The organism is Actinopolymorpha sp. B17G11 (assembly GCF_040196095.1).
GTDB lineage: Bacteria > Actinomycetota > Actinomycetes > Propionibacteriales > Actinopolymorphaceae > Thermasporomyces.
In genome coordinates this window covers 77,009-100,714 of sequence record NZ_JBEFTW010000021.1, presented here as the reverse complement: position 1 = coordinate 100,714, position 23,706 = coordinate 77,009, and the positions used below count along the sequence as shown (strand labels likewise).

At 68.5% G+C, this 23,706-nt stretch carries 19 protein-coding genes; 17 read left to right on the top strand and 2 right to left on the bottom strand.

The annotated features are described in order from the left end of the window. The first annotated feature begins 18 nt into the window (after window positions 1-18). From ABN028_RS21160 to ABN028_RS21120, 9 genes are all read left to right on the top strand, one after another. Complete coding sequence (locus ABN028_RS21160; RefSeq protein WP_349697827.1) at window positions 19-1,713, top strand: serine/threonine-protein kinase; 1,695 nt, start codon at window positions 19-21, stop codon at window positions 1,711-1,713. A gap of 184 nt (window positions 1,714-1,897) precedes the next feature. Further along, on the top strand, window positions 1,898-2,575 hold the full coding sequence (gene ruvC / locus ABN028_RS21155) for a crossover junction endodeoxyribonuclease RuvC (protein WP_502877625.1): 678 nt from the start codon (window positions 1,898-1,900) through the stop codon (window positions 2,573-2,575). Continuing rightward, a complete protein-coding gene (gene ruvA, locus ABN028_RS21150) occupies window positions 2,572-3,210 on the top strand; it encodes a Holliday junction branch migration protein RuvA (protein WP_349330643.1) in 639 nt (212 codons plus the stop codon). Before ruvC ends, ruvA begins: the two co-directional genes overlap by 4 nt. 37 nt (window positions 3,211-3,247) lie before the next feature. Next, window positions 3,248-4,354 (top strand): Holliday junction branch migration DNA helicase RuvB, encoded by a 1,107-nt coding sequence (gene ruvB, locus ABN028_RS21145; protein WP_349330642.1) that lies wholly within the window; start codon window positions 3,248-3,250, stop codon window positions 4,352-4,354. A gap of 105 nt (window positions 4,355-4,459) precedes the next feature. After that, window positions 4,460-4,846: a preprotein translocase subunit YajC gene (gene yajC / locus ABN028_RS21140; RefSeq protein WP_349330641.1), complete on the top strand. Its 387-nt coding sequence runs from the start codon at window positions 4,460-4,462 to the stop codon at window positions 4,844-4,846. A 24-nt stretch (window positions 4,847-4,870) separates the two neighbouring features. Beyond that, window positions 4,871-6,592, top strand: a complete 1,722-nt coding sequence (secD, locus tag ABN028_RS21135) for a protein translocase subunit SecD (RefSeq protein WP_349697826.1) — start codon at window positions 4,871-4,873, stop codon at window positions 6,590-6,592. Window position 6,593: 1 nt separating this feature from the next. Continuing rightward, the gene (gene secF, locus ABN028_RS21130) at window positions 6,594-7,775 is read left to right on the top strand and encodes a protein translocase subunit SecF (RefSeq protein WP_349697825.1); all 1,182 of its coding nucleotides are present in this window, start codon (window positions 6,594-6,596) and stop codon (window positions 7,773-7,775) included. After that, a complete protein-coding gene (locus ABN028_RS21125) occupies window positions 7,772-8,314 on the top strand; it encodes an adenine phosphoribosyltransferase (protein WP_349697824.1) in 543 nt (180 codons plus the stop codon). The genes secF and ABN028_RS21125 overlap by 4 nt, the downstream gene beginning before the upstream one ends. Window positions 8,315-8,777: 463 nt before the next feature. Next, on the top strand, window positions 8,778-11,009 hold the full coding sequence (locus ABN028_RS21120) for a RelA/SpoT family protein (protein WP_349697845.1): 2,232 nt from the start codon (window positions 8,778-8,780) through the stop codon (window positions 11,007-11,009). A 112-nt stretch (window positions 11,010-11,121) separates the two neighbouring features. On the opposite strand, the gene ABN028_RS21115 is transcribed toward ABN028_RS21120, so the two are convergent. Next, window positions 11,122-12,360: a DUF349 domain-containing protein gene (locus tag ABN028_RS21115; protein WP_349697823.1), complete on the bottom strand. Its 1,239-nt coding sequence runs from the start codon at window positions 12,358-12,360 to the stop codon at window positions 11,122-11,124. A 20-nt stretch (window positions 12,361-12,380) separates the two neighbouring features. Continuing rightward, the gene (locus ABN028_RS21110) at window positions 12,381-13,226 is read right to left on the bottom strand and encodes a peptidylprolyl isomerase (protein ID WP_349330636.1); all 846 of its coding nucleotides are present in this window, start codon (window positions 13,224-13,226) and stop codon (window positions 12,381-12,383) included. Between the two features lie 314 nt (window positions 13,227-13,540). Between ABN028_RS21110 and ABN028_RS21105 the strand changes: the two genes are divergently transcribed. The 8 genes from ABN028_RS21105 to ABN028_RS21070 all read left to right on the top strand — a co-directional run bounded on the left by ABN028_RS21105 (window position 13,541) and on the right by ABN028_RS21070 (window position 23,662). Further along, complete coding sequence (locus tag ABN028_RS21105; protein WP_349697822.1) at window positions 13,541-14,332, top strand: MBL fold metallo-hydrolase; 792 nt, start codon at window positions 13,541-13,543, stop codon at window positions 14,330-14,332. Next, window positions 14,329-15,630, top strand: coding sequence for a histidine--tRNA ligase (gene hisS / locus ABN028_RS21100; protein WP_349330634.1), 1,302 nt, complete (start codon window positions 14,329-14,331; stop codon window positions 15,628-15,630). Before ABN028_RS21105 ends, hisS begins: the two co-directional genes overlap by 4 nt. Continuing rightward, window positions 15,627-17,393, top strand: a complete 1,767-nt coding sequence (gene aspS, locus ABN028_RS21095) for an aspartate--tRNA ligase (RefSeq protein ID WP_349697821.1) — start codon at window positions 15,627-15,629, stop codon at window positions 17,391-17,393. Before hisS ends, aspS begins: the two co-directional genes overlap by 4 nt. 203 nt (window positions 17,394-17,596) lie before the next feature. Continuing rightward, entirely contained in the window at window positions 17,597-18,577 is a 981-nt protein-coding gene (locus ABN028_RS21090) for an ABC transporter permease (protein WP_349330632.1), read from the top strand. A 41-nt stretch (window positions 18,578-18,618) separates the two neighbouring features. Then, window positions 18,619-20,400 (top strand): ABC transporter substrate-binding protein, encoded by a 1,782-nt coding sequence (locus ABN028_RS21085; protein WP_349330631.1) that lies wholly within the window; start codon window positions 18,619-18,621, stop codon window positions 20,398-20,400. A 91-nt stretch (window positions 20,401-20,491) separates the two neighbouring features. Beyond that, entirely contained in the window at window positions 20,492-21,484 is a 993-nt protein-coding gene (locus ABN028_RS21080) for an ABC transporter permease (RefSeq protein ID WP_349330630.1), read from the top strand. A gap of 17 nt (window positions 21,485-21,501) precedes the next feature. After that, a complete protein-coding gene (locus ABN028_RS21075; protein ID WP_349330629.1) occupies window positions 21,502-22,548 on the top strand; it encodes an ABC transporter ATP-binding protein in 1,047 nt (348 codons plus the stop codon). A 13-nt stretch (window positions 22,549-22,561) separates the two neighbouring features. Beyond that, window positions 22,562-23,662, top strand: coding sequence for an ABC transporter ATP-binding protein (locus ABN028_RS21070; RefSeq protein ID WP_349330628.1), 1,101 nt, complete (start codon window positions 22,562-22,564; stop codon window positions 23,660-23,662). Window positions 23,663-23,706: the final 44 nt, after the last annotated feature.

Genomic DNA, 23,706 nt, shown 5'->3' with positions numbered 1-23,706 from the left:
GCCGGTTACCGTGTTTGCGTGCAGCGGGACCTGACCGACGACGCGTCCACTGTCGAGTTCACGCGGCTCGACGGCTACCTGCTGCGTGAACGGATCGGCGAGGGCGGGATGGGCGTCGTCCATCGCGCCACCGACACCGACGGGCGGGTCGTCGCGATCAAGCTGCTCCGCCCGCACGTTGCCGGCGACAGCGAGTCGCGGGCGCGGTTCGCCCGCGAGGCGCAGGTGCTCGCACGCGTCCGGGGCCGCCACGTCGCCCAGGTCCTCGACGCCGACGTCGCGGCTGCCACGCCGTACCTCGTCACCGACTTCGTCGCCGGACCACCCCTGCACGAGGTGGTGGAGCGGGACGGACCGCTCGACGGAGCCGACCTCGCCGACCTCGCCGGTGACCTCGCCGACGCGCTCTGCTCGATCCACGGCGCCGATGTCGTCCACCGGGACCTCAAGCCCGGCAACGTCCTCCTCGATGACGGAATCGCTGTCGTCATCGACTTCGGCATCGCGCAGATCGCCGACGACACCCGCATGACCGTGCCTGGTCTGGTCTACGGAACCCCCGGCTATGTCGCGCCGGAGATCCTGCACGGTTCCGAGATCACGGCGGCCGCGGACATCCACTCCTGGGCCGCGACCGTTGCCTACGCCGCGACTGGACGCTCACCGTTCGGCAAGGGGCCACTGGAGGCTGTCGCCTATCGAGTCCTGCACGAAGGTCCGGACCTCGACGGCTGCCCAGACTGGCTGTTTCCGGTTCTCGAACTCTGTTTCGCCAAGGACCCTGCCGAGCGTCCCAGCGCACCGACACTCCTGCGCTGGCTCGAGACCGGCGAGCCGCCGCCGGACCGGACCGTCGCACTGTCGCAGGCACCGGCTTCAGGCATCCCCGACACGCACCTGGGCAACGGATCGACCACACCCATGGCCGGCGCCGCGTCCGAAGCCCCTCCGCTCGACACCTACACCGACGACAGGTACGCGCCCGCGGGCGATGACCACGCCGACGGATACGACGGGTACGACGACAGGTACGACCCCGGCGCCGACCCGGGAGAGCCGTACGCCGACGACGGCGAGGCCGCCGACACCGAGGAACGCACGCCCGAACCCTCCTGGCCGGTCTATCACGGGCCGGTCAGACCCCACCGGGTCGTGACCACGCTCGCGTTCGCCGTCCTCGCGGCCCTGGCCGCCGTCGTGCCGCTCATCGCGGCCGGAGCGTTGACCGGCTGGCTGGTGGTCAGCCGTACGGTCGACCGGTCGGCCCGCTTCCTCCGGCGGCGGCGATCGACCAGGGGGCGTCGCGGACTCGACCCCGTGGCGGTCGGCGCGGCACTGCCGTGGCACTTCGTGCGTTCGGTTCTGGTCACTGCGCTGACCCTGCCGATCGCCGTCACCGGTGCGGGCATCCTCGTCGGCGTCGTTGTCCTGTTCTTCTACGCGGGTGCGATCACGCCCCGCTGGGACCTGGTGGCCGGTGGCATCGGGCTCGTCGTCGCGGCGCTGGCCTGGTGGGGTGTCGAGGGTGAGGGCGTCCAGCATGGGAGCCAGCGGATCCTCTCCGCCGTACTCCGTCGCCGCTGGGTCTCCGTCGTGGCCGGGGCGGTGCTCGCGGTCGTGGCTCTGGTCCTCGCCACGGTTGCCAGTACCGAACTCATCCAGTGGTGGCCGTTGGAACAGGGGCCGCTGCCCCGGCTCGACTGGCCTGGCTGAGTCCGCCGGCGCCACCCGCCGATCCTGAGCCCGCCGGCGTCACCCGCGGATCCGGGGCCCGCCGGCGTCACCCGCGGATCCGGGGCCGGCCGGCGCGTCGCCACGTCCTCGTGGGCGCGGGCCCGATAGCCTCCCGAACAGACGTTCGGCGGCAGGTGAGGCGGAGGGTCCAGGACCAGTGCGCGTGCTCGGAATCGATCCCGGCCTCACCCGCTGCGGCCTCGGACTGGTGGAGAGCGAGCACCCACGCCGGCTGGGCCTGCTGGCGGTCGATGTCGTGCGGACCCATCCCGACCTCGACCTGGGCGGCCGGCTGCTCGAGGTCGAGCGCGTGGTCGCCAGCTGGCTCGACGAGCACACACCCGATGCCGTGGCGCTCGAACGGGTCTTCAGCCAGCACAACGTCCGCACGGTGATGGGCACTGCCCAGGTGAGTGGCGTCATCCTGACCGCGGCGGCGCGACGTGGCATCCCGGTTGCCCTCCACACGCCCAGCGAGGTGAAGGCGGCGGTCACCGGCAACGGCCGCGCCGGCAAGGAACAGGTGACCCACATGGTGACCCGGATCCTGTCCCTTCCCGCCAAGCCCCGCCCGGCCGACGCGGCCGATGCCCTGGCGCTCGCGATCTGCCACTTGTGGCGTGGCCCTGCCGCCGCCCGGATCGAGGCCGCCCGGCAGGCCGCGGCGGGGCGGAGCCAGAACCGCCGCGGCCCGGTCGGTCGTGGCCGCCCGCCGGTCGTCGCCGCGCGGGAGGCTGTCGGCGCCCGCTGGCACACTGCCGCTGCCGTGTCCACGAAGACCGTTCAGCCCACACAGTCCGCCGAAGGTGCCGGCGAGCCGCACCGGAAGGGTCCTCGATGATCGCATTCGTACGAGGCAAGGTCGCATCTGTCGGACTCGACTCCGCCGTCGTCGATGTCGGCGGCATCGGGATAGAGATCCGTGCGACACCGGGCACGCTGGCCGACCTGCGGGTGGACGCGACCGCGAGCGTCCCGACCAGTCTGGTCGTCCGGGAGGAGTCGCTCACGCTCTACGGCTTCGCCGACGACGACGAACGCATGGTCTTCGAGCTCCTGCAGACCGCCAGCGGTGTGGGACCAAGGCTCGCGCAGGCGATGCTCGCCGTGCACCGGCCCGACGACCTGCGTCGCGCGGTCGCCCGCGAGGATCTGGTGGCGCTGACCAAGGTTCCCGGGATCGGCAAGAAGGGTGCCCAGCGCATCGTGTTGGAGCTCAAGGACCGTCTCGGCGCACCCACTGCCGGTACGGGTGCCGCGGCGAACGGAACTCCCGTGCCGGCCGCCGCTGGCGGCACCGTCGCGTGGCGGGTCCAGGTCCGCGGTGCACTGCTCGGCCTTGGCTGGTCGACGCGGGAGGCAGAGACCGCACTCGACGCGGTGGAACCCCTGGCGCAGGAACAGGCCGAGACAGGCGCGGCGCCGGAGGTGGCGAGTCTGCTCCGCGCCGCCCTTCGTACGCTCTCCCGGGCATGACATGCCGTGGGAAAACCCTCTGCCGGGGAGCTGATCGATGACCTCGTACGCCGACAACGGCGATCACGTGGGCGGCGAGCGTCCAGGTGGGCGCTCCCTCGTCGAAGCGGAGGCCCGCGTCGACGAGACGACGGTCGAAGCCGCGCTCCGGCCGCGCACGCTCGAGGAGCTGATCGGGCAGTCCCGGGTCAAGGACCAGTTGGGACTGGTGTTGGAAGCCGCGCGGAGTCGCGGCCGGCCACCGGACCACGTGCTGCTCTCGGGCCCACCAGGGCTGGGGAAGACGACCTTGGCGATGATCATCGCGGCCGAGCTCAGCGCGCCGCTCCGGATCACCAGCGGGCCCGCGATCCAGCACGCTGGCGACCTCGCCGCCATCCTGTCCTCCCTCGCCGAGGGCGAGGTGCTGTTCCTCGACGAGATCCACCGGATGAGCCGTCCCGCCGAGGAGATGCTCTACATGGCGATGGAGGACTTCCGGGTCGACGTGGTGGTCGGCAAGGGACCTGGCGCGACCGCGATCCCGCTGGAGATCCCGCCGTTCACGCTGGTGGGTGCCACCACCCGGTCGGGTCTGCTACCCGGTCCACTGCGCGACCGGTTCGGCTTCACCGGGCACCTGGACTACTACGAAGTGGCCGAGCTGGAGGAGATCGTCACCAGGTCCGCGCAGCTGCTCGACGTCCCCGTCGCCGGCGACGGCGCGCACGAGATCGCCAGCCGGTCCCGGGGCACGCCCCGGATCGCCAACCGGCTGCTCCGCCGGGTCCGTGACTACGCCCAGGTCCGTGCGGACGGTGTCGTCCGCCACGACGTCGCCCGGACCGCCCTCACGCTGTACGAAGTGGACGAGGACGGGCTTGACCGGCTCGACCGGGCTGTCCTCGACGCCCTGTGCCGACGGTTCGGCGGCGGGCCGGTGGGCCTGTCGACCCTTGCGGTCGCGGTCGGTGAGGAGCGTGAGACGGTCGAGGAGGTCGCCGAGCCGTTCCTCGTCCGCAACGGCTATCTTGCCCGCACCCAACGCGGCCGGGTGGCAACTCCCGCGGCGTGGCGCCAGATCGGCCTCGCGGTGCCGGCCGACTCGGCGTTCGGGCAGACGCCGAGCCTGTTCGATGACGACCCGGGCGACGACTCGACATAGAGCCGCGTTCGGTCGTCTAGACTCCGCCGATGGCCGTGGGGCCACGGCCGTGGTCACACCCACGAGAGGTGCCCTGCGTGAGGGCGCCAGGGAAGGATCGACCTCATGCTCCTCAGTTCCGCCGCCGGCGGCGCCAACGTCTGGGCACTGCTGCTTCCGGTGTTGTTGCTGGTGTTGTTCTGGGTCGTCGCGATCAGGCCACAACGCAAGCGGCAGCGCGAGACCGCCGAGATGCAGCAGAAGGTCCAGCCCGGACAGCAGGTGATGACCGGCGCTGGGCTGCTCGCGACCGTCCACTCGGTCGAAGCCGACGCCGTGGTCCTCGAGATCGCACCCGGTGTCTACGCCCGTCACGTCCGGCAGGCGATCGTCCGGATCATGGATTCGCCCACCGACGGCGACTCCACCGCCGATGCGGAGTCGACGTCGGAGGACTCCGCCAAGGGGAGTGGAAGCTCGCCGACGCCAGAGGGGCCGATCAAGGAGTCCTGAGGTCTCGGGGGACGGGGAGCCGAGGTGGCAACCAGGAGGCCGCACCCGTGGCGAGCGGTCGGTGTCGTGACACTCGCCCTGGTCGTGGGTGTCGCGACGATGGCGCTGCTCGGGGTGTGGACGCCCCGGCTCGGACTTGACCTGCGTGGCGGCACCTCGATCACGTTGACGGCGCAGCCGACCGCCGGCCAGGGCTCGGTGACGCCGGAGAAGCTGAACGAGGCCGTCGACATCATTCGCAACCGCGTCGGTGCCATTGCCGAGGCGGAGGTCACCACCCAGGGCAGTGACCACATCATCGTCGAGGTCCCGGGCGTAGGGCAGGACGAGATCGTCGCCTTGGTCGGATCGACAGCCGAGCTGCGCTTCCGCCAGGTCCTCGCCGTCCAGGCGGCGGGCGTGGAGGCACCGGAACCGACGGCGTCACCCAGCCCGTCCGCCTCGGCCAGCCCGTCCGCCTCACCCACGGCAGGTGCCACGCCGACCCCCAGCCCTTCGGGGGCCAACCGCAGCCGGGCAGCGCCGGGAATCGCCCCGATTCTGAAGCCGACACCCAGTCCGACGGTGACGCCGACCGATCCGGCTGAGCCGGATGAGCCGGATGAGCCCACGACACCATCGGCGCCACCGGGCACGAACGAGACCCAGGTGTCCACGACCGGTCCCACTTCCGAGCAGCAGTCCGCCCTCCTGGCGTTCCACTGCGAGGACTACAAACCGGCCAAGGACAACCCCGGGACTCCGCTGCTCGCCTGCGACCGGGAGGATCGGGCGAAGTTCGTCCTCGGACCGGCCCTGGTGCTTGGCACGGAGATCGCTGACGCGACGGCCCAGCTCCCGCAGTCCCAGCCCGCCTGGGAGGTCGGGCTGAAGCTCAAGGGCGACGGTCCGAAGAAGTTCGCCCAGGCCAGCAGCCAGATGGTCAACCTCACCGAGCCGCTGAACCAGTTCGCGATCGTCCTCGACGGGAAAGTCGTGTCATACCCCCGGATCGTCCAGCCGATCACCGATGGCCAGGCCAGCATCACCGGTAGCTTCAGCCAGCAGGAGGCCACCGATCTCGCCAACGTCCTCAAGTACGGTGCCCTGCCACTGTCGTTCGAGACCAGCCAGGTCTCCGCGGTGTCGCCGACGCTTGGGAGCGACCAGCTCGTCGGTGGTCTGATCGCCGGGTCGATCGGGCTCGGCCTGGTGGTGTTGTACTCGTTCTTCTACTACCGCGGTCTCGGACTGGTTGTCGTCCTGTCCCTTGCCGTCGCGGGCGGGATGACCTACATCGCCGTCGTCCTGCTCGGGTCCGGCCAGGGCTTCACTCTCACCCTGGCCGGCATCGCTGGCCTGATCGTGGCGATCGGCATCACGGCGGACTCGTTCGTGGTGTTCTTCGAACGCCTCCGCGACGAGGTTCGCGACGGTAGGAGCCTGCGCACCGCGGTCGAGGCCGGATGGCTGCGCGCCCGCCGGACGATCGTGGCGGCGGACTCGGTGTCCCTGCTGGCGGCGATCGTCCTGTACACGCTGTCGATCGGCAACGTCCGGGGCTTCGCCTATGCCCTGGGCCTCACCACGTTGGTCGACCTGGTGGTGGTCTTCGCCTTCACCAAGCCGTTGCTCACACTCCTGGCCCGGACCCGGTTCTTCGGAGAAGGTCATCGGTGGTCCGGCCTCGATCCGGCGCACCTCGGAGTCTCGGCGGGAAGGTACCGCGCCGGTGCCTCCAGACGCGTCGTGCCGAAGGAGGCGTGACATGTCGCGCCTAGGAACGCTCGGCCACCGCCTCTACACCGGTGACGTCTCGATCGGCTTCATCGGGCGCCGGCGGTGGTGGTACCTCATATCGGTCGTACTCACCCTGCTCGCCATCGGCGCGGTCCTGCTCCGCGGGCTGAACTTCTCGATCGAGTTCCGGGGTGGCGTCGACTTCCAGGCGCCGGTCTCTTCCGGATCGGCAGCGGTCGCCATCGCTCCCGTGCGTGAGGCCGTCGCGGATGTGGGCGTCACCGGCGCCTCGGAACCGATCGTCACGGCTGTCGGCGACAGGCAGATCCGCGTCGAGACCCCGCCGCTGACCAACGCCGACATCTCGACGGTACGCAAGGCGATCGGCGAGTCCCTCGACATTCCGGCCGCCGACGTGGCGTACTCCAGCATCGGTCCCACATGGGGCGGGCAGATCACCGACAAGGCGCTCATCAGCCTTGCGGTCTTCCTCTGCCTCGTGATGGTGGTGATCTGGGGCTACTTCCGCGAGTGGCGGATGTCGATCTCGGGGCTCGTCGCGCTGCTGCACGACGTGGTGGTCACAGTCGGCATCTACGCGCTGGTCGGTTTCGACATGACACCAGCGACCGTGATCGGCCTCCTGACGATCCTCGGCTACTCCCTCTACGACACCGTGGTCGTGTTCGACAAGGTACGTGAGAACACCCGCGGCCTCGTCGCGTCAGCCCGGTCGACCTACAGCGAGGCGGCGAACCTCGCCGTCAACCAGACGTTGGTGCGTTCGATCAACACGTCGGTCATCGCGCTGCTCCCGGTCGCCGGCATCCTGTTCGTCGGCGCCGGACTGCTGGGGGCGGGCACGCTGAAGGACCTTGCCCTGGCCCTCTTCATCGGCATCGCGGCCGGTACGTACTCCTCGATCTTCATCGCGACGCCTTTGCTGTGTGACCTGAAGGAGCGGGAACCCGCGATGCGCGCACTCGCGAGGCGTGCTGAGCAGCGTCGCCGGCCGGGTGGGAAGCAGCTGGGCGCGCCGGTCGTGGTCACCACGGCAGGAGACCGTGACCCGACGGGGTCTTCGCCGCTCGTGGCCGCCCAACTGACCCAGCCGACGCAGGCGAGAGGTTCGGTGGCGGTCGCGGCCGGTCGAGCCCAGCCACAACGACGCAGCCGGTCGGCCCGACGATCGAAGGGACGAGGCCGATGAATGACCTCCACACCATTGGAGATCTCGTCCGCCACCACATTCGCGACATCCCCGACTATCCCCAGCCAGGCATCCTCTTCAAGGACATCACGCCACTCCTCGCCGACGCCACCGCCTTCGCCCAGGTCATCGAGGCGCTCTGCGCACCGTGGCGGAACCACCAGCCCAGGGTCGACAAGGTGGTGGGCATCGAGGCACGCGGTTTCATCCTGGCCGCGCCGGTCGCGCTGGCCCTGGACGTCGGCTTCGTCCCCGTCCGCAAACTGGGCAAACTCCCCGCTGCCACCCATACGCAGGCGTACGACCTCGAATACGGTGAAGAGACGCTCGAGGTGCACCAGGACGCATTCACGCAGGGCGAGCGGGTTCTCGTCATCGACGACGTGCTCGCGACCGGTGGCACGGTGGAGGCGGCCGGCCAGCTGATCCGCGCTGCTGGTGGCGTCGTGGTGGGCGCCTCCGTCCTCCTCGAAATCACCGCCCTCGATGCCCGCGCGCGACTCGGCGAACTCAGTGTCCATTCGCTGTTGGCGGTGTAGGAGGACCCCGTAGTTGCAGGTGCTCCCCGCGACGTGCCTGGCCCCTGGCCGCGACCAGCCGCATCCCGGGTGCGGTCTGTCCGATCTGCCCGCACCGGAGGTGCCACCACTCAGGCCGACCGTGTGGCCGGCGGCACTTGCGAGACACGCCGGAGCGGTCATCTTGTGGACGGTGACGCTCGGATCCTGAGCCGGTGCCCGTAAACTGGTGTCTTGCCGCCCCGGAGGGAGCGCTGTGGCTGAGGAGACGATCCCGCCCGCGTCGGCGCGCGGTGACACTGACCGCCCGCCGCGACGCTCTGCAGGCGCGTCCAGCAACGGCGCCCCGGCTATCGCGACGGTCTCCCTCCCCGACTCCAGCGAGCCGGCCGGCACCACCGAGCGCGACCAGCAGCGTGGCGGCGGCGGTCGACGAGGGTCGGTCCAGGGCCTGGGCGGCCCGTTTTCCGGTTCGTCCCGTCGCATGCGAGAACGACTGGCCCGACTCGGGCGTTCCCCCCAGGGCAACCCGGTCCTGGAGCCGTTGTTTCGAATCGTTCGTACGACCCACCCCAAGGCCGACCTGGCGCTGATCGAGAAGGCGTTCCGCACCGCGGAGAAGTGGCACCGGGGGCAGTCCCGCAAGAGCGGTGACCCGTATATCACCCATCCGGTCGCCGTGGCGACAATCCTTGCCGAGCTCGGCATGACGCCACCCACCCTGTGTGCGGCGCTTCTGCACGACACGGTGGAGGACACGCCGTACAGCCTCGAGGACCTTCGAAAGGACTTCGGCGACGAGATCGCGATGCTCGTCGACGGTGTCACCAAGCTCGACAAGGTGAAGTACGGCGAATACGCGCAGGCCGAGACCATCCGGAAGATGGTCATCGCGATGGCAAAGGACATTCGCGTCCTCGTCATCAAGCTCGCCGACCGCCTGCACAACATGCGGACTCTCCGCTATCTCTCGCAGGCGAAGCAGGAACGGACCGCGCGGGAGACGCTGGAGATCTACGCATCCCTCGCGCACCGCCTCGGTATGAACACGCTCAAGTGGGAGATCGAGGACCTGTCGTTCGCCACCTTGCACCCGAAGCTCTACGACGAGATCGTCCGGTTGGTGGCCGAGCGGGCGCCGTCGCGCGACGAGTACCTCGCGAAAGTGATCGACCAGGTGCAGGGCGACCTTCGCGGCGCCAAGATCAAGGCCACCGTCACCGGGCGGCCGAAGCACTACTACTCGATCTACCAGAAGATGATCGTGCGCGGCCGCGAGTTCGGCGACATCTACGACCTCGTGGGCATCCGGGTCCTGACCGACTCGGTGCGCGACTGCTACGCGGCACTCGGCGTCATCCACGCCCGCTGGAACCCCGTGCCCGGGCGGTTCAAGGACTACATCGCGATGCCGAAGTTCAACATGTACCAGTCGTTGCACACCTCGGTGATGGGTCCTGACGGCAAGCCGGTCGAGATGCAGATCCGCACCTTCTCCATGCACCGTCGTGCTGAGTACGGTGTCGCGGCGCACTGGAAGTACAAGGAGGACACCAGCGCCGCCCGCGAGACCGACAAGCCCGCCGGCCCCAACGACATGGCGTGGCTGCGGCAGCTGCTCGACTGGCAGCGCGAGACCGAGGACCCGGGCGAGTTCCTCGAGTCGCTGCGCTTCGAGATGAAGTCGACCCAGGTCTACGTCTTCACCCCGCGCGGCGACGTGATTGCCCTACCCGCCGGCTCCACACCGGTCGACTTCGCCTACGCCATCCACACCGAGGTCGGACACCGGTGCATCGGCGCCCGGGTCAACGGACGTCTCGTGCCGCTCGAGAGCCAGCTCGAGAACGGCGACCTGGTGGAGGTCTTCACCTCCAAGGCGCAGGGCGCCGCTCCGAGCCACGACTGGCTGACGTTCGTCAAGAGTCCGCGGGCGCGCAACAAGATCCGGCACTGGTTCACCAAGGAACGTCGCGAGGAGGCGATCGACCAGGGCAAGGACCTCCTGGCCCGGATGGTCCGCAAGGAAGGCCTGCCTCTGCAGCGGATGCTGACGCACGAGGCCCTCGCCGCCGTCGCTCAGGATCTACTGCGCCACTCCGATGTCTCGTCGCTGTACGCGGCCGTCGGTGAGGGCAACGTCACCGCCCAGGCCGTCGTACGCCGGCTCGTCCAGATCATCGGGGGAGCGGAGGAGGAAGCCGAGGACGTCTCCGAAGGCGTCACGCTCGCGATCGAGACGGTCCGGCGCGAACGCATGCCACGCGGCGACTCCGGCGTCGTGGTGCGCGGCGTGACCGACGTCTGGATCAAGCTCGCCAAGTGCTGCACTCCGGTGCCGGGCGACGCGATCGTCGGTTTCGTCACCCGCGGCGCAGGCGTGTCGGTCCACCGCAAGGACTGCGTCAACATCGACCACCTCACGGCGCAGCCTGACCGGATGCTCGACGTCGACTGGGCGCCGACCGCGCAGAGCCTGTTCCTCGTGCAGATTCAGGTCGAGGCGCTCGACCGGGCGAGGTTGCTCAGTGACATCACCCGGGTGCTCTCCGACCAGCACGTCAACATCCTGTCGGCGTCGGTGACCACCACCCGGGACCGGGTAGCGAAGAGCCGCTTCACCTTCGAGATGGGCGACCCGAAGCACATGGGCCACGTCCTGCGCGCGGTCCGCGGCGTCGACGGCGTCTTCGACGCCTACCGCGTGACGAACTAGTCAGCTAGCTGAGCGGCATCTCGCGCCCGGCTGGCAAGGCGGACGACGAAGCCGATACTGGGTTCGTATCGGCGAGGAGGAGAACGCAGCCAGGCGGGATGCGAGACGCCGCTCAGGGGGAGAACTCGTCGAGGGTCTTCTCTACTTCGGCCAGCCAGGCGCGGCGGGCGTCGAGGGCTTCCTCGGCTTGATGCTGCCCCTGGGAGTCGCCCTTGGCGCGGTGCTCTTCCACGGTGCGTTCGAGGTCGGCGATGGAGGAACGGAGCTGGCTCAGGGTGTCGTTGGCCCGGGCCCGGGTCTCGGGGTTGGTCCGCCGCCACTCCTTGACCTCGGCGGCCTGGATCGCCTCCTCGACCTTGCGCAACCGACCTTCGACCGTCCGCACGGAGGCGCGAGGCACGCGCCCGATCCGGTCCCAGCGGGCCAGGATGTCGCGGTAGGCCTCACGCGCGTTGCGCTGGTCCCGGACCGGAAGGAGCGCCTCGGCCTCGGTGAGGAGGGCTTCCTTCTGCGTCAGGTTGGTTTCGAACTCGGCTTCCTGCTCGGCGAAGGTGGTGTTGCGTGCGGTGAAGAACCGGTCCTGCGCGGCCCGGAACCGCTTCCACAGCTGGTCCTCGACGTCGCGGGGTGCTGGTCCGGCGGCCTTCCAGCGCCGCATGAGCTCCCGGTAGCGGGCGCTGACGCGCCCCCAGTCGGTCGAGTCGGCTAGCGACTCGGCTTCGGCGGCGAGTTCCTCCTTGACCTGGCGGGAGTCCTCGCGGCGGGCGTTGAGTTCGGTGAAGTGCTGCTTGCGGTGCCGGGTGTAGGCGGTGCGGGCGCTGGAGAACCGGCGCCACAGCTCGTCGTCGGTGGGCTTGTCGAGCCGCGGCAGGGCCTTCCACTGGTCGAGCAGCTCACGGAACCGGCCGACGCCGTGCCGCCAGTCAGAGCCCGCCGCGAGCTTCTCGGCCTCCTCGGCGATATCCGACTTGACCCGCTTGGCCTCCTCGACGTGCCGCTTGCGCTCGGCCTTGCGTTGGGTACGGCGTTCGGCGATGACCGCCTCGAGCGCATCGAGGCGGGTTGCGAGCGCGCCGAGGTCGCCGACGACCGCGGCATCGGCCAGGTTGCGGCGTTCACGCCGGAGCGCGCTCTGGGCTTCGTCAGGTGCCAGGATGCCGCTTTCGACCCGAGATGCGAGGAGTCCGACCTCAAGGGCGAGAGCGTCGTACTTGCGCCGGAAGAACGTGAGCGCACCCTCAGGGTCGCCCACGTGCCAGGACCCGACGGCGCGCTCGCCGGATTCGGTGCGGACGTAGACGGTGCCGTCGTCTGCCACCCTGCCCCAGGGGTCCTCTGCCGTTCCGCTCACTACTCGCTCCTGGTCGGAGATCACGTCGTCGTGACCTTGACATCTAAAATGATGACCGATGTTGCCGGCCTGCCGACCCCCTGTGTCCCCGAGTTGGGGGCCAGACCACCTCGCGCAGCCTTGCTCACGAGGTCGAGCCCGGTACTCACCTTCCCGAACACCGTCACCGGTTGCTCGAACCTCGAGGTGTCACCATAGGTGATCCCGAACCGACTGCCATTGCGGTTTTCGCCGCCGGTCATGACGAGCCAGCCGGGTTCGATGCTCCGCTTGTCGTCGTTCTCGTTGCCGAAGATGTAGCCCGGCCCGCCGGCACCAGATCCCGTGACGTCGCCGCACTCGAGGAAGCGCGCCGGTGCGGGTGCCACGGCGAGGCCGGTGCAGGTGGTGTCGTCGAATGCGTTCTTGGTGGCGAGATGGCGGAAGGAGTTGACCGCGCAGGCGGCGGCCTCGCCGAACAGGTCCGCCTCGATCGTCCCGAGATTGGTGGTGATGGTGGCGACGGCGTCCTTCACCGGGGCCTTCTCGGCGGGGAGTCCGACGGCCTGCTGGCCGGTGCCCTCCTGAGCGACGTAGCTGCACTCGCCCGGCTTCGTCGGACGTGGCGCCTCGGTCGGTGAGGGGGAGGGCGACGCGGAGACCGGCGGAGGTGTGGTGGTCGGAGTGGGTGCGGCGCTGGCGGGGCGGTCCTCTTTGACCAGGAGGGTGAGGCCGTAGCCGCCGGCGCCGACGATGAGGACTCCGACCACGGCGCCGGCGATGATGGCGCGCCGCCGGGCACGGCTGCGCCGCTGGGCACGGCGGGACTGCTGACGTTCCCACTTCTGCCGGGCGAGCTGGCGCGCCCGCTGCTTCTTCGTAACCACCGGGGGACGTCTCCCGACTCTCGGTATCCGACTGGTCTGGTATCCAACTGGTATCCGACGGCTCGTGGTGTCCGGCTTGGTACGGATGTCCGACAGCGCTCCGCCCTGCGGCCGGGCAGCCAGTCTAGATGGCACCGTCTAGATGGCACCGTCGCCGGACCGCTCCTGCGTCGATCGGCTCGCCGGTGGTCCTCAGGTGGTTCGCGGCCGCGGGGGCGCCGCCGGTACCCTTCGAAGCCGAAGGGATCGTAGGTCACAAGGTCAATCCCGACGTCGTACGTCGCAATTGAGCCCCTCACACAAAGGACTGAGCAGTGTTGGTCGCCGGTTTTCCGACCGGACTGTTCGCCGCGAACTGCTACATCGTGGCAACGGCGAGCGGCGCGGAGTGCGTCGTCGTGGACCCCGGTCAGGACGCTGCGCCCGCGGTAGCGGAGGTCGTCCGCGAACACCGCCTGAAGCCCGTCGCCGTCCTCCTCACCCACGGCCACCTCGATCACATGTGGGCGATCATCCCGGTGTGCGGGACCTACGAGGCCGTCTGCTGGGTGCATCCCGCCGACCGGCCGATGCTCGCCGACCCGCTTGCCGGGCTGCCGCAGGAGTGGGCCGGCGCGCTGCTCGGAGCCGGCGAAACCTTCGCAGAGCCGGACGACGTCCGCGAGCTCTCCGACGGGATGGCCGTCGACGTCGCGGGACTCGCGTTCACCGTTGACCACACGCCCGGCCACACCCCGGGGTCGGTGACGTTCCGTACGCCCTACAGCGGGGGGCGGACACCCGAGCGACATCCGGGCGTACGCACGGACGCCGGCGACGAGCCGCCCGAGCTGATGTTCGCGGGCGACCTGCTCTTCGCCGGGTCCATCGGACGTACCGACCTGCCGGGTGGTGACCATCCGACGATGCTGGCCAGCCTTGCCGACAAGGTGCTGCCGCTCGACGACCGGATCGTGGTCCTACCCGGCCACGGAGACCAGACGACCATTGGCCGGGAACGCCGCACCAACCCTTATCTGCAAGGGCTCCAGCCCGAGGTGTCCCGGCCGCCATCCTCGTTGGGCGCGAACCCCATCAGGTACGGAGCGGGTGAAGACCACTCATGAGTTTCCAGGCGCCGAAGGGCACCTACGACATCGTTCCCCCCGCATCGGCGACATGGCTCGCAGTGCGCGAGACGTTGGCGCTGCCGCCACGGCTGTCCGGCTATGCCTACGTCGAGACGCCGATGTTCGAAGACACCGCACTGTTCGTCCGCGGCGTCGGCGAGTCGACCGACGTCGTGTCGAAGGAGATGTACACGTTCGACGACCGCGGCGGCCGGTCGCTGACGTTGCGCCCCGAGGGCACGGCGGGCGTGCTGCGGGCCGTCGTGGAGCGCGGCCTGCACCGCGGGCAGCTGCCGGTCAAGGTGTGGTACGCCGGGCCGAACTTCCGCTACGAGCAGCCGCAGTCCGGGCGGTACCGCCAACACACCCAGGTCGGCGTCGAGGCCGTCGGCAGCGATGATCCCGCGCTCGACGCCGAGGTGATCTGGCTGGCGGCGGAGGCACACCGCCGGCTGGGTCTGTCGAGGGCCCGGCTGCAGCTCAACAGTCTCGGCTGCCGCGAGTGCCGGCCGGTCTACCGCGAGCTGCTGCAGGAGTTCCTACGCGGCCTTGACCTCGACGACGACACCCGCCGGCGAGCTGAGATCAACCCCATGCGGGTGCTGGACGACAAGCGCTCCGCGGTCCAGGCGCAGCTCACGAACGCGCCGCTGATCATCGACCACCTGTGCGGTGCGTGCAAGGAGTTCCACGACGAGGTACGCGCGGCGCTGGCCGACCTCGGCGTGATTTGGGAGGACAACCCGCGCCTCGTCCGCGGGCTGGACTACTACGTGCGCACGACGTTCGAGTTCGTCCACGACGATCTCGGCGCCCAGTCCTCGATCGGCGGGGGTGGCCGCTACGACGGGCTGCTCGCCACCATCGGCGGACCCGACCTCGGCGGGGTCGGCTTCGGTCTCGGCGTCGACCGGACCGTTCTCGCGGTCCAGGCCGAAGGCCTCACCGTCGGCGACCAGGGCCGCTGCGACGTCTATGTCGTCGCCCTCGGCGCGGCTGCCCGCCGGCACACCGTCACCCTGCTCCGTGACCTCCGGCAGTCGGGCGTACGCAGCGACACGGCCTACGGCGGCCAGGGGCTCAAGGGCGCCATGAAGGCGGCCGGGCGCTCGGGAGCGTCTCACGCCGTCGTCCTCGGCGACCGGGATCTCGAGCAGGGCACGGCCCAGCTGAAAGACCTTGGCACCGGTGACCAGACGTCCGTACCGCTCGGCGAACTCGTCCCGATCCTTGTCCAGCACGTGGTGTCCGACCAGAACGTGACCACACCGACAGTGAAGGAGACCCAGGAGTGATCCGTACGCACGAGGCCGGAACACTCCGCGCCGACCACGCCGGCCAGACGGTGACGCTCGCGGGTTGGGTGGCCAGGCGGCGCGACCACGGTGGGGTGGCGTTCATCGACCTCCGTGACGTGTCGGGGGTCGCCCAGGTCGTCATCCGCGACGAGGAGGCCGCGCACGGCCTGCGGCAGGAGTACTGCCTGCGCGTCGTCGGTGAGGTCCGCATGCGCCCTGCCGGCAACGAGAACCCGCAGTTGCCGACGGGACAGGTCGAGGTCGTCGCGAGCGAGGTCGAGGTCCTGAGCGAGGCGGCGGCGTTGCCCTTCCCGGTGGAGGACCACCACCAGAGCGCGGTCAACGAAGAGACCCGCCTGCGCCATCGCTATCTCGACCTGCGCCGGCCGGAGATGGCCGAGGTGCTGCGGATGAGGTCCCGGGTCGCCCACCTGATCCGCGACGTGATGGACAGCAACCGCTTCGTCGACGTGGAGACGCCGTACCTCACGCGGTCCACGCCAGAAGGTGCACGAGACTTCCTGGTGCCCGTACGCCTGCAGCCGGGCCACTGGTACGCGCTTCCGCAGTCGCCCCAGTTGTTCAAGCAGCTGCTCATGGTGGCCGGTCTCGAGCGCTATTACCAGATCGTGCGCTGTTTCCGTGACGAGGACTTCCGCGCTGACCGACAGCCGGAGTTCACCCAGCTCGATGTGGAGATGTCGTTCGGCTCGGCCGACGACGTGATCGCTCTGACCGAGCAGGTGATCAGCCAGGTATGGAAGGACATTCGCGGCCACGAGGTTGAGTTGCCGATCAGGCGGATGACCTACGCAGAGGCGATGCGCCGGTTCGGAACAGACCGGCCCGACCTACGCTTCGGACTCGAGCTCGTCGACTTCACCGACTACTTCGCCAAGACGCCCTTCCGGGTGTTCCAATCCAAGGGCGAAGACTTCCACGTCGGCGCTGTCGTCATGCCCGGAGGTGCCGGACAGGCGCGCAAGGAGCTGGACGCCTGGCAGGAGTGGGCCCGTTCCCGTGGTGCCAAGGGTCTTGCGTACGTCCTGGTCGGCGACGACGGTGAGCTCGGCGGTCCGGTTGCGAAGAACCTCTCCGACGACGAGCGCTCGCACCTGGCGGCGCATGCCGGGGCCAAGCCCGGCGACTGCGTGTTCTTCGCCGCCGGCTCTCGCGCCGAGGCGCTCGGCCTGTTGGCCGCCGCCCGCCTGGAGGTGGGGGAGCGCTGCGACCTGATCGACCACTCCCGTTGGGAGTTCTGCTGGGTTGTCGACGCACCGATGTTCGAGCGGGTCGAGAAGACCGGTGACGACGCCGGATGGACTGCGATCCACCATCCGTTCACCGCACCGACCGCGGACTGGGTGGACCGGTTCGAAGAGGCACCGGGAGAAGCGTTGTCGCAGGCGTACGACATCGTCCTCAACGGCATGGAGATCGGCGGCGGGTCGATCCGTATCCACCGCGCGGATGTGCAGCAGCGCGTCTTCGACGTGATCGGGATGACTCAGGCAGAGGCCGAGAGCCAGTTCGGCTTCCTGCTCGAGGCCCTGCGCTACGGTCCACCACCGCACGGCGGGATCGCTCTCGGGCTGGACCGGCTCTGTGCTCTCTTGGCCGGAGTCGAGTCGATCAGGGACGTGATCGCGTTCCCGAAGACGGCTTCGGGCTCCGACCCGCTGACGGGTGCGCCAGCACCGATCACACCGGCCCAACGCCGGGAAGCTGGCATCGACGCGAAACCGGGCAGGACTGACTGAGCCACCCGTCATCCCTCACGGCTCATACATCTCGCGTCATCTCCCGTGTACGCAATGTAGTCGCAAGAGTTTACAAATCGTGATCTCGCACCGTCTGCCGTGACTCCAGCGCGTCGTTTATCGTCAAGCGTCGCAGTCAATGGGTTTGCCCTGTTGCGACCGGTGATGAGCGAAGACACGTCAGGAAGGCAAGCAGGCACTCAATGGCGGACCCGACACTGCTCGAGGCGGGTGCACAAGGATCGGCGGCGACCCCGGCCAGTCCGGCACTCCACGGCAAGTCGCCGACGCGGATCGCCTTGGAACGGCTGCGTAAGGACAAGATCGCCATCGTCTGCGCGATCGTGGTGCTGTTCTTCGCCCTGGTGGCGATCTTCGCCGACGCCATCACGGCAGTCACCCACACCGATCCGTTCACGCTGAACCAGGACCTGATCGACGAGTACGGGTTCCCGACGGTCAACCCGAGTGCGGAGCACCCGTTCGGGATCGAACCGCGACTGGGGCGTGATCTGTTCGCCCGCTGGGTTCACGGTGCGCGACCGTCGCTCCTCGTGGCCGTCAGTGCCTCGGTGATCGCCACGGCTGTCGGCACCGCTCTGGGCATGCTGGCAGGGTTCCTGGGAGGTCACGTCGACCGCGCGATCTCGTGGCTCATCAACCTCCTGCTCTCGATGCCGCTGCTGCTGGTCGTCATCGCCTTCGCCCCGGTGGTGCAGTCATGGTTCCCGGGCGACGGCGCCACGGTCTCGAAGGTGCGGCTGTGGACCCTGGTCGCCATCTTCGCCTTCTTCGGCTGGACCGGTCTGGGCCGGCTGGTCCGTGCCGAGGTCTTGTCGCTGCGGGAGCGTGAGTTCATCCAGGCCGCGCGGGCGATCGGGGTTCCCACCCGATGGATCCTGTTCCGCGAACTGTTGCCCAACCTCACCGGCCAGATCATCGTCTTCCTGTCCTTGGCGGTGCCCACGTTCATCGCCAACGAGGCCGGCCTGTCCTACCTGGGCATCGGACTCACCGAACCCACGCCGTCGTGGGGGCGGACAGTCAACGGCGCGATCAGCTACTACGAGACCTATCCGATCTTCTTCTGGCAACCCGCGTTGGCGATTCTCGTTCTCGTCCTGGCCCTCAACCTGCTGGGCGATGCGATCCGCGACGCGTTCGACCCCAAGACTCGTCGGTAGCACGGCCGACGCGACGAAAGAAAGGCAAGGGAGCGATTCCTATGCGATGGAGAAAGCTTGTGGCGGCGGCCGGCGTCCTTGCGCTGGGCGTTGCCGCATGTGGTGGCGGCGGTGAGACGCCGTCGGAGCGGGCCCAAGAGGAGAACAAGGAGTCCTCCGCCCCGGCCGGCAGTGGCTTCGAGGTCGTCCAGGACGCGGACGCGACGGGCCCCGCCCCTGAGATCGAGGGTGCGCAGAAGGGCGGCACACTCACGACGCTGACGGTGCAGGCTCCCGAGACGTTCGACCCCACGCGGGCGTACTACATCGACGCCCTGGCGGTGCTCAGGCTGACCACCCGGACCCTGACGGCGCTGAGCCTTGGTGACGACGGTAAGTACCACCTCGTCCCCGACATGGCGACCGACCTGGGCACACCGAACGAGGACTTCACCGAGTGGAAGTTCACGCTGAAGGACGGGATCAAGCTCGAAGACGGCACCGATGTCACATCGGCCGACATCGCCTACGCGGTGAAGCGGTCCTTCGCCACCGAGGAACTGCCGAGCGGTCCCACCTACCAGCAGACCTACTTCCTCGACGGCGACACCTACAAGGGGCCGTACAAGAGCAAGGCTGACGGCGGCGGCCCGGACTACGCGGGCGTCGAGACGCCCGACGACAAGACGGTCATCCTGAAGATGGCGAAGCCGTTCGCCGACCTGCCGTTCTACCTCACGTTCCCTCTCTACACAGCTATTCCTGAGGCCAAGGACACCAAGGAGAACTACGGCAACCATCCTCTGGCGACCGGGCCCTACAAGTTCGAGAGCTACCAGAAGGGCAAGCGGCTCGTCCTCACCAAGAACGAGCACTGGGACCCGGCCACCGACCCGGCGCGGCACCAGTACGCCGACCGGTTCGACTTCAAGTTCAACCAGGACCCGATCAAGCTGCAGGAGCAGTTGATCGCGGACAACGGTCAGGACCAGACGGCGCTCACCTACGACGACGTCGACGCCTCGCTGCTGCCGAAGATCCAGAACAAGGAGCCCGAGGAGCGGCTGGTCAAGGGGCCCAGCACGTGCACGTTCTTCGCCTATCTCGACGGGCGGACGATGCCCCTGGAGGTTCGCCGGGCTCTCGCGACCGCGTGGCCGCACGACGCCCTGCACAAGGCGGCGGGTGAAAGTCCACTCACCTACGAGCCGGCAACGACGATTCTGCCGAAGGTGACGCCGGGCTGGGAGAACTTCGACGCCATCGGCAGCGGCGCCAAGGGTGACGGCGACCCGGTCAAGGCCAAGAAGATGCTCGAGGAGTCGGGCAACCTCGGCTTCGAGGTCATCTGGACGTTCTCCAACGACAACGAGATCGCGGCCCAGGTGTCAGCCGTCCGTGAGGAGAAGCTGAAGGCGGCCGGGTTCAAGGTGAAGGCGATCCCGATGCCGACCGATCAGCGGCGCGCCGACTCCGACAACCCCAAGTCGGAGGTAAACCTCCGTTACTCCGGTTGGTGCCTCGACTGGCCGTCCGGGTCGACGGTGTTCCCGGCGATCTTCGACGGTCGGCTGATCGAGCTCAACCCCGGTTCCGCGCCGAACAAGTCGTTCCTCAACGAAAAAGAGGTCAACGACGAGATCGACCGGATCGGTGCGCTGCCCCTCGACGAGCAGCCGTCTGAATGGGCCGCCCTCGACAAGCTCCTGATGGAGAAGTACGTCCCGGTGATCCCGGACTACTACGACAAGGACGCGATCCTGCACGGCTCCAAGGTCGGCGGCGTCGTCCACGACCCGTACGGCGGCGGAGCGGACTACACGAAGTTGTTCGTGAAGCAGTAAGTCATGGCCGCTGGTGGGGGGACGGGCACCTGCTCGTCCCCCCACCAGAACTGGTCTCACTCCTAGGCTGCGACGCGAGGTTGGTAGACCGATGTTCGGATACGTGGTACGGCGGATCTTCGAGGGCCTGTCGGTGGTCCTCGTCGTGATGGTGGCGGCGTTCATCCTGTTCTTCATCGGACCATCGAAGCCGGAGTACCAGATGTGCGGCGACCGGAACTGCACGCCGTCGCGGCTGGCGGACATCCGGGCGAGCCTGTCGCTGGACAAACCGATCCCGCAGCAGTTCGTCGAATACTTCGGGGGCATCTTCACCGGACGCGAGATCCAGTCCGGTGGGTTCGTCAAGGAGTGCGGGGTTCCCTGCCTCGGCTACTCGTTCAGTGCCGACCAGCCGGTCACGACCATGATCGTCGATCGCATCCCCGTGACACTTGCGGTGGCGCTCGGGGCCATGGTGATCTTCCTGATCGTCGGAGTGTCGTTGGGCGCGCTGGCGGCGATCAACCGAGGCACCATGTGGGACAAGACGCTCGTCGGCGGGTCGCTCGTGCTGACGTCATTTCCCTACTACCTCGTCGCCCTGCTCGCAGCGATCTACCTGTCCATCCAGTTCGAGATCTTTCCGCGGTCGGGCTACACGCCACTGACCGAGAATCCGCTGCAGTGGTTCAGCGGGCTGTTGTTACCGTGGGTTGTCCTCGGAGGCGTGTTCGCCACCGCCTATGCACGTTACACACGCGCGGCAATGGTGGAGGCGCTCGGCGAGGACTTCGTACGTACGGCCCGGGCCAAAGGGCTGAGCGTCACTCGCGTCAACTTCAAACACGCTCTCCGCGCGGGGCTCACGTCCGTGGTCACGATCCTCGGGCTCGACCTGGCCGCGCTGCTGTCCGGCACGATCTTCACCGAACGGATCTTCGACGTGCAGGGACTCGGCCTCATGGCGCTCGACGCCTTCGAGAGCGGAGACCTACCGGTCATCATGGGATCGGTGATGTACGCGGCGTTCCTGCTCGTCGCTCTCAACATCGTGATCGATGTCGTCTACAGCTTCCTTGACCCGCGAGTCCGACTCGGATGACTGGGACACAGATGAGCATGAACGCCACCGCAAGTTCCAGCGAGCCGTTCCTCGCTGTCGAAGATCTCACCGTCAGATTCCCGACGCCGGACGGTGTGGTCAACGCCGTCACGGACCTGAGCTACCGCGTGGAACTCGGCCGGACGCTCGGCATCGTCGGCGAGTCCGGCTCGGGCAAGAGCGTGTCGAGCATGGCGATCATGGGCCTGCACGACCGACGCCGTGCGAAGATCACCGGAAGCATCCGGCTGCAGGGCACCGACCTGGTGGGCGTCGACGACGACCGGATGCGGCGGATCCGCGGCAATGTCGCCGCGATGATCTTCCAGGACCCGTTGTCGAGCCTGCACCCGTTCTTCACGATCGGCGACCAGATCGCGGAGGCCTACCTCGCCCACCACAGGGCGTCGAAGGCGGTGGCGCGCAAGCGCGCGATCGAGATGCTCGACCGCGTGGGCATCCCGCAGGCGGGCCGCCGCGCCGACGACTATCCGCACCAGTTCTCCGGCGGCATGCGCCAGCGCGCCATGATCGCGATGGCGCTCGTCAACGACCCCCAGTTGTTGATCGCCGACGAGCCGACGACGGCGCTCGACGTCACCGTGCAGGCACAGATCCTCGACCTTTTGCAGGATCTGCAGCGGGAGTTCGGATCGGCGATCATCATCATCACCCACGACCTCGGTGTCGTGGCCGAGATGGCCGACGACGTGCTGGTGATGTACGCCGGACGGTGCGTGGAGTACGGCGCGGGCAAGGAGATCCTGACCCACCCGGAGCACCCCTACACCTGGGGCCTGCTGACCAGCGCGCCGCACCTCACGGGCGAACTCGACCAGCCACTCACGCCGATCAAGGGCACCCCACCGAGCCTGGTCAACCTTCCGACCGGCTGTCCCTTTCATCCGCGCTGCCCCTACCCGTCGCGGCTGCCGGACGACCGGTGCGTCGACACCTTGCCTGACCTCCGGCCGGGTGGACGCGGTACGGGGCACGTGGTGCGATGCCATCTGCCGAACCCGGAGGAGATCTTCGTCAATGAGATCCAGCCCCGGATCGGATGAGGGAGCCCACACCATGACTGAGACGGCGACGGGCGCGGCATCGAAACAGAGCATCAGCCACCCGGGCACGACACTGCTCGAGGTCAAGAATCTGGTCAAGCACTTCCCCGTCCGGTCGACGGGCGTCGTCCGCCGGGTGGTCGGTCAGGTCCAGGCAGTCGACGGGATCTCGTTCAGCCTCGGCCAGGGCGAGTCGCTCGGTCTCGTGGGCGAGTCCGGCTGCGGCAAGTCGACGACCGGGCGGCTGGTCACCCGGCTGCTCGACCCCACAAGCGGGGAGATCAGGTTCGAGGGCACCGACATCGGCGGCCTGTCGCAGAAGCGGGTGTTGCCGTTCCGCAGGGAGATCCAGATCATCTTCCAGGATCCGTTCTCGTCGCTGAATCCGCGGCACACCGTGGGGTCGATCATCGGTGTGCCGCTGCGGGTGCACAGCATCGTGCCCAAGGCTCAGGTGCTGTCCCGGGTGCAGGAACTTCTCGAGGTCGTCGGCCTCAACCCCGAGCATTACAACCGCTATCCGACAGAGTTCTCCGGCGGTCAGCGGCAGCGGATCGGGATCGCGCGGGCCCTCGCGGTCCGCCCCAAGCTGATCGTCGCGGACGAGCCGGTGAGCGCTCTCGACGTGTCGATCCAGGCGCAGGTGATGAACCTCCTCGGTAACCTGCAGAAGGAGTTCGGCATCTCCTTCCTGTTCATCGCCCACGACCTTGCGGTGGTCCGCCACTTCTGCCGTCAGGTGGCGGTGATGTATCTCGGCAAGATCGTCGAGCTCGCGGACCGGGAGCGTCTCTACGGTGAGCCGCATCATCCGTACACCCAGGCGCTCTTGTCGGCGGTGCCTGACGTACGCCAGGCGCAGATCGGTGGCCGCAGGGAACGGATCCGGCTCTTCGGTGACGTCCCCAGCCCGATCGACCCGCCGTCAGGCTGCCGATTCCGTACGCGGTGCTGGAAGGCACAGGACATCTGCGCCCGCGACGAGCCGCCGTTGCGCAGTGTCGGTGGTCGCCTCGTCGCCTGCCACTTCGCCGCGCCGCCAACGCTGCAGGACGCGAAAGCCAGCCAACAGGCGGCCGAAGCGGTGTCGGCCGGCAAGGACGTCGCTGTCTGATCCGGTGGGGACCGGTTCTGCGCCGGACCTGCGTGTGCCGGCTT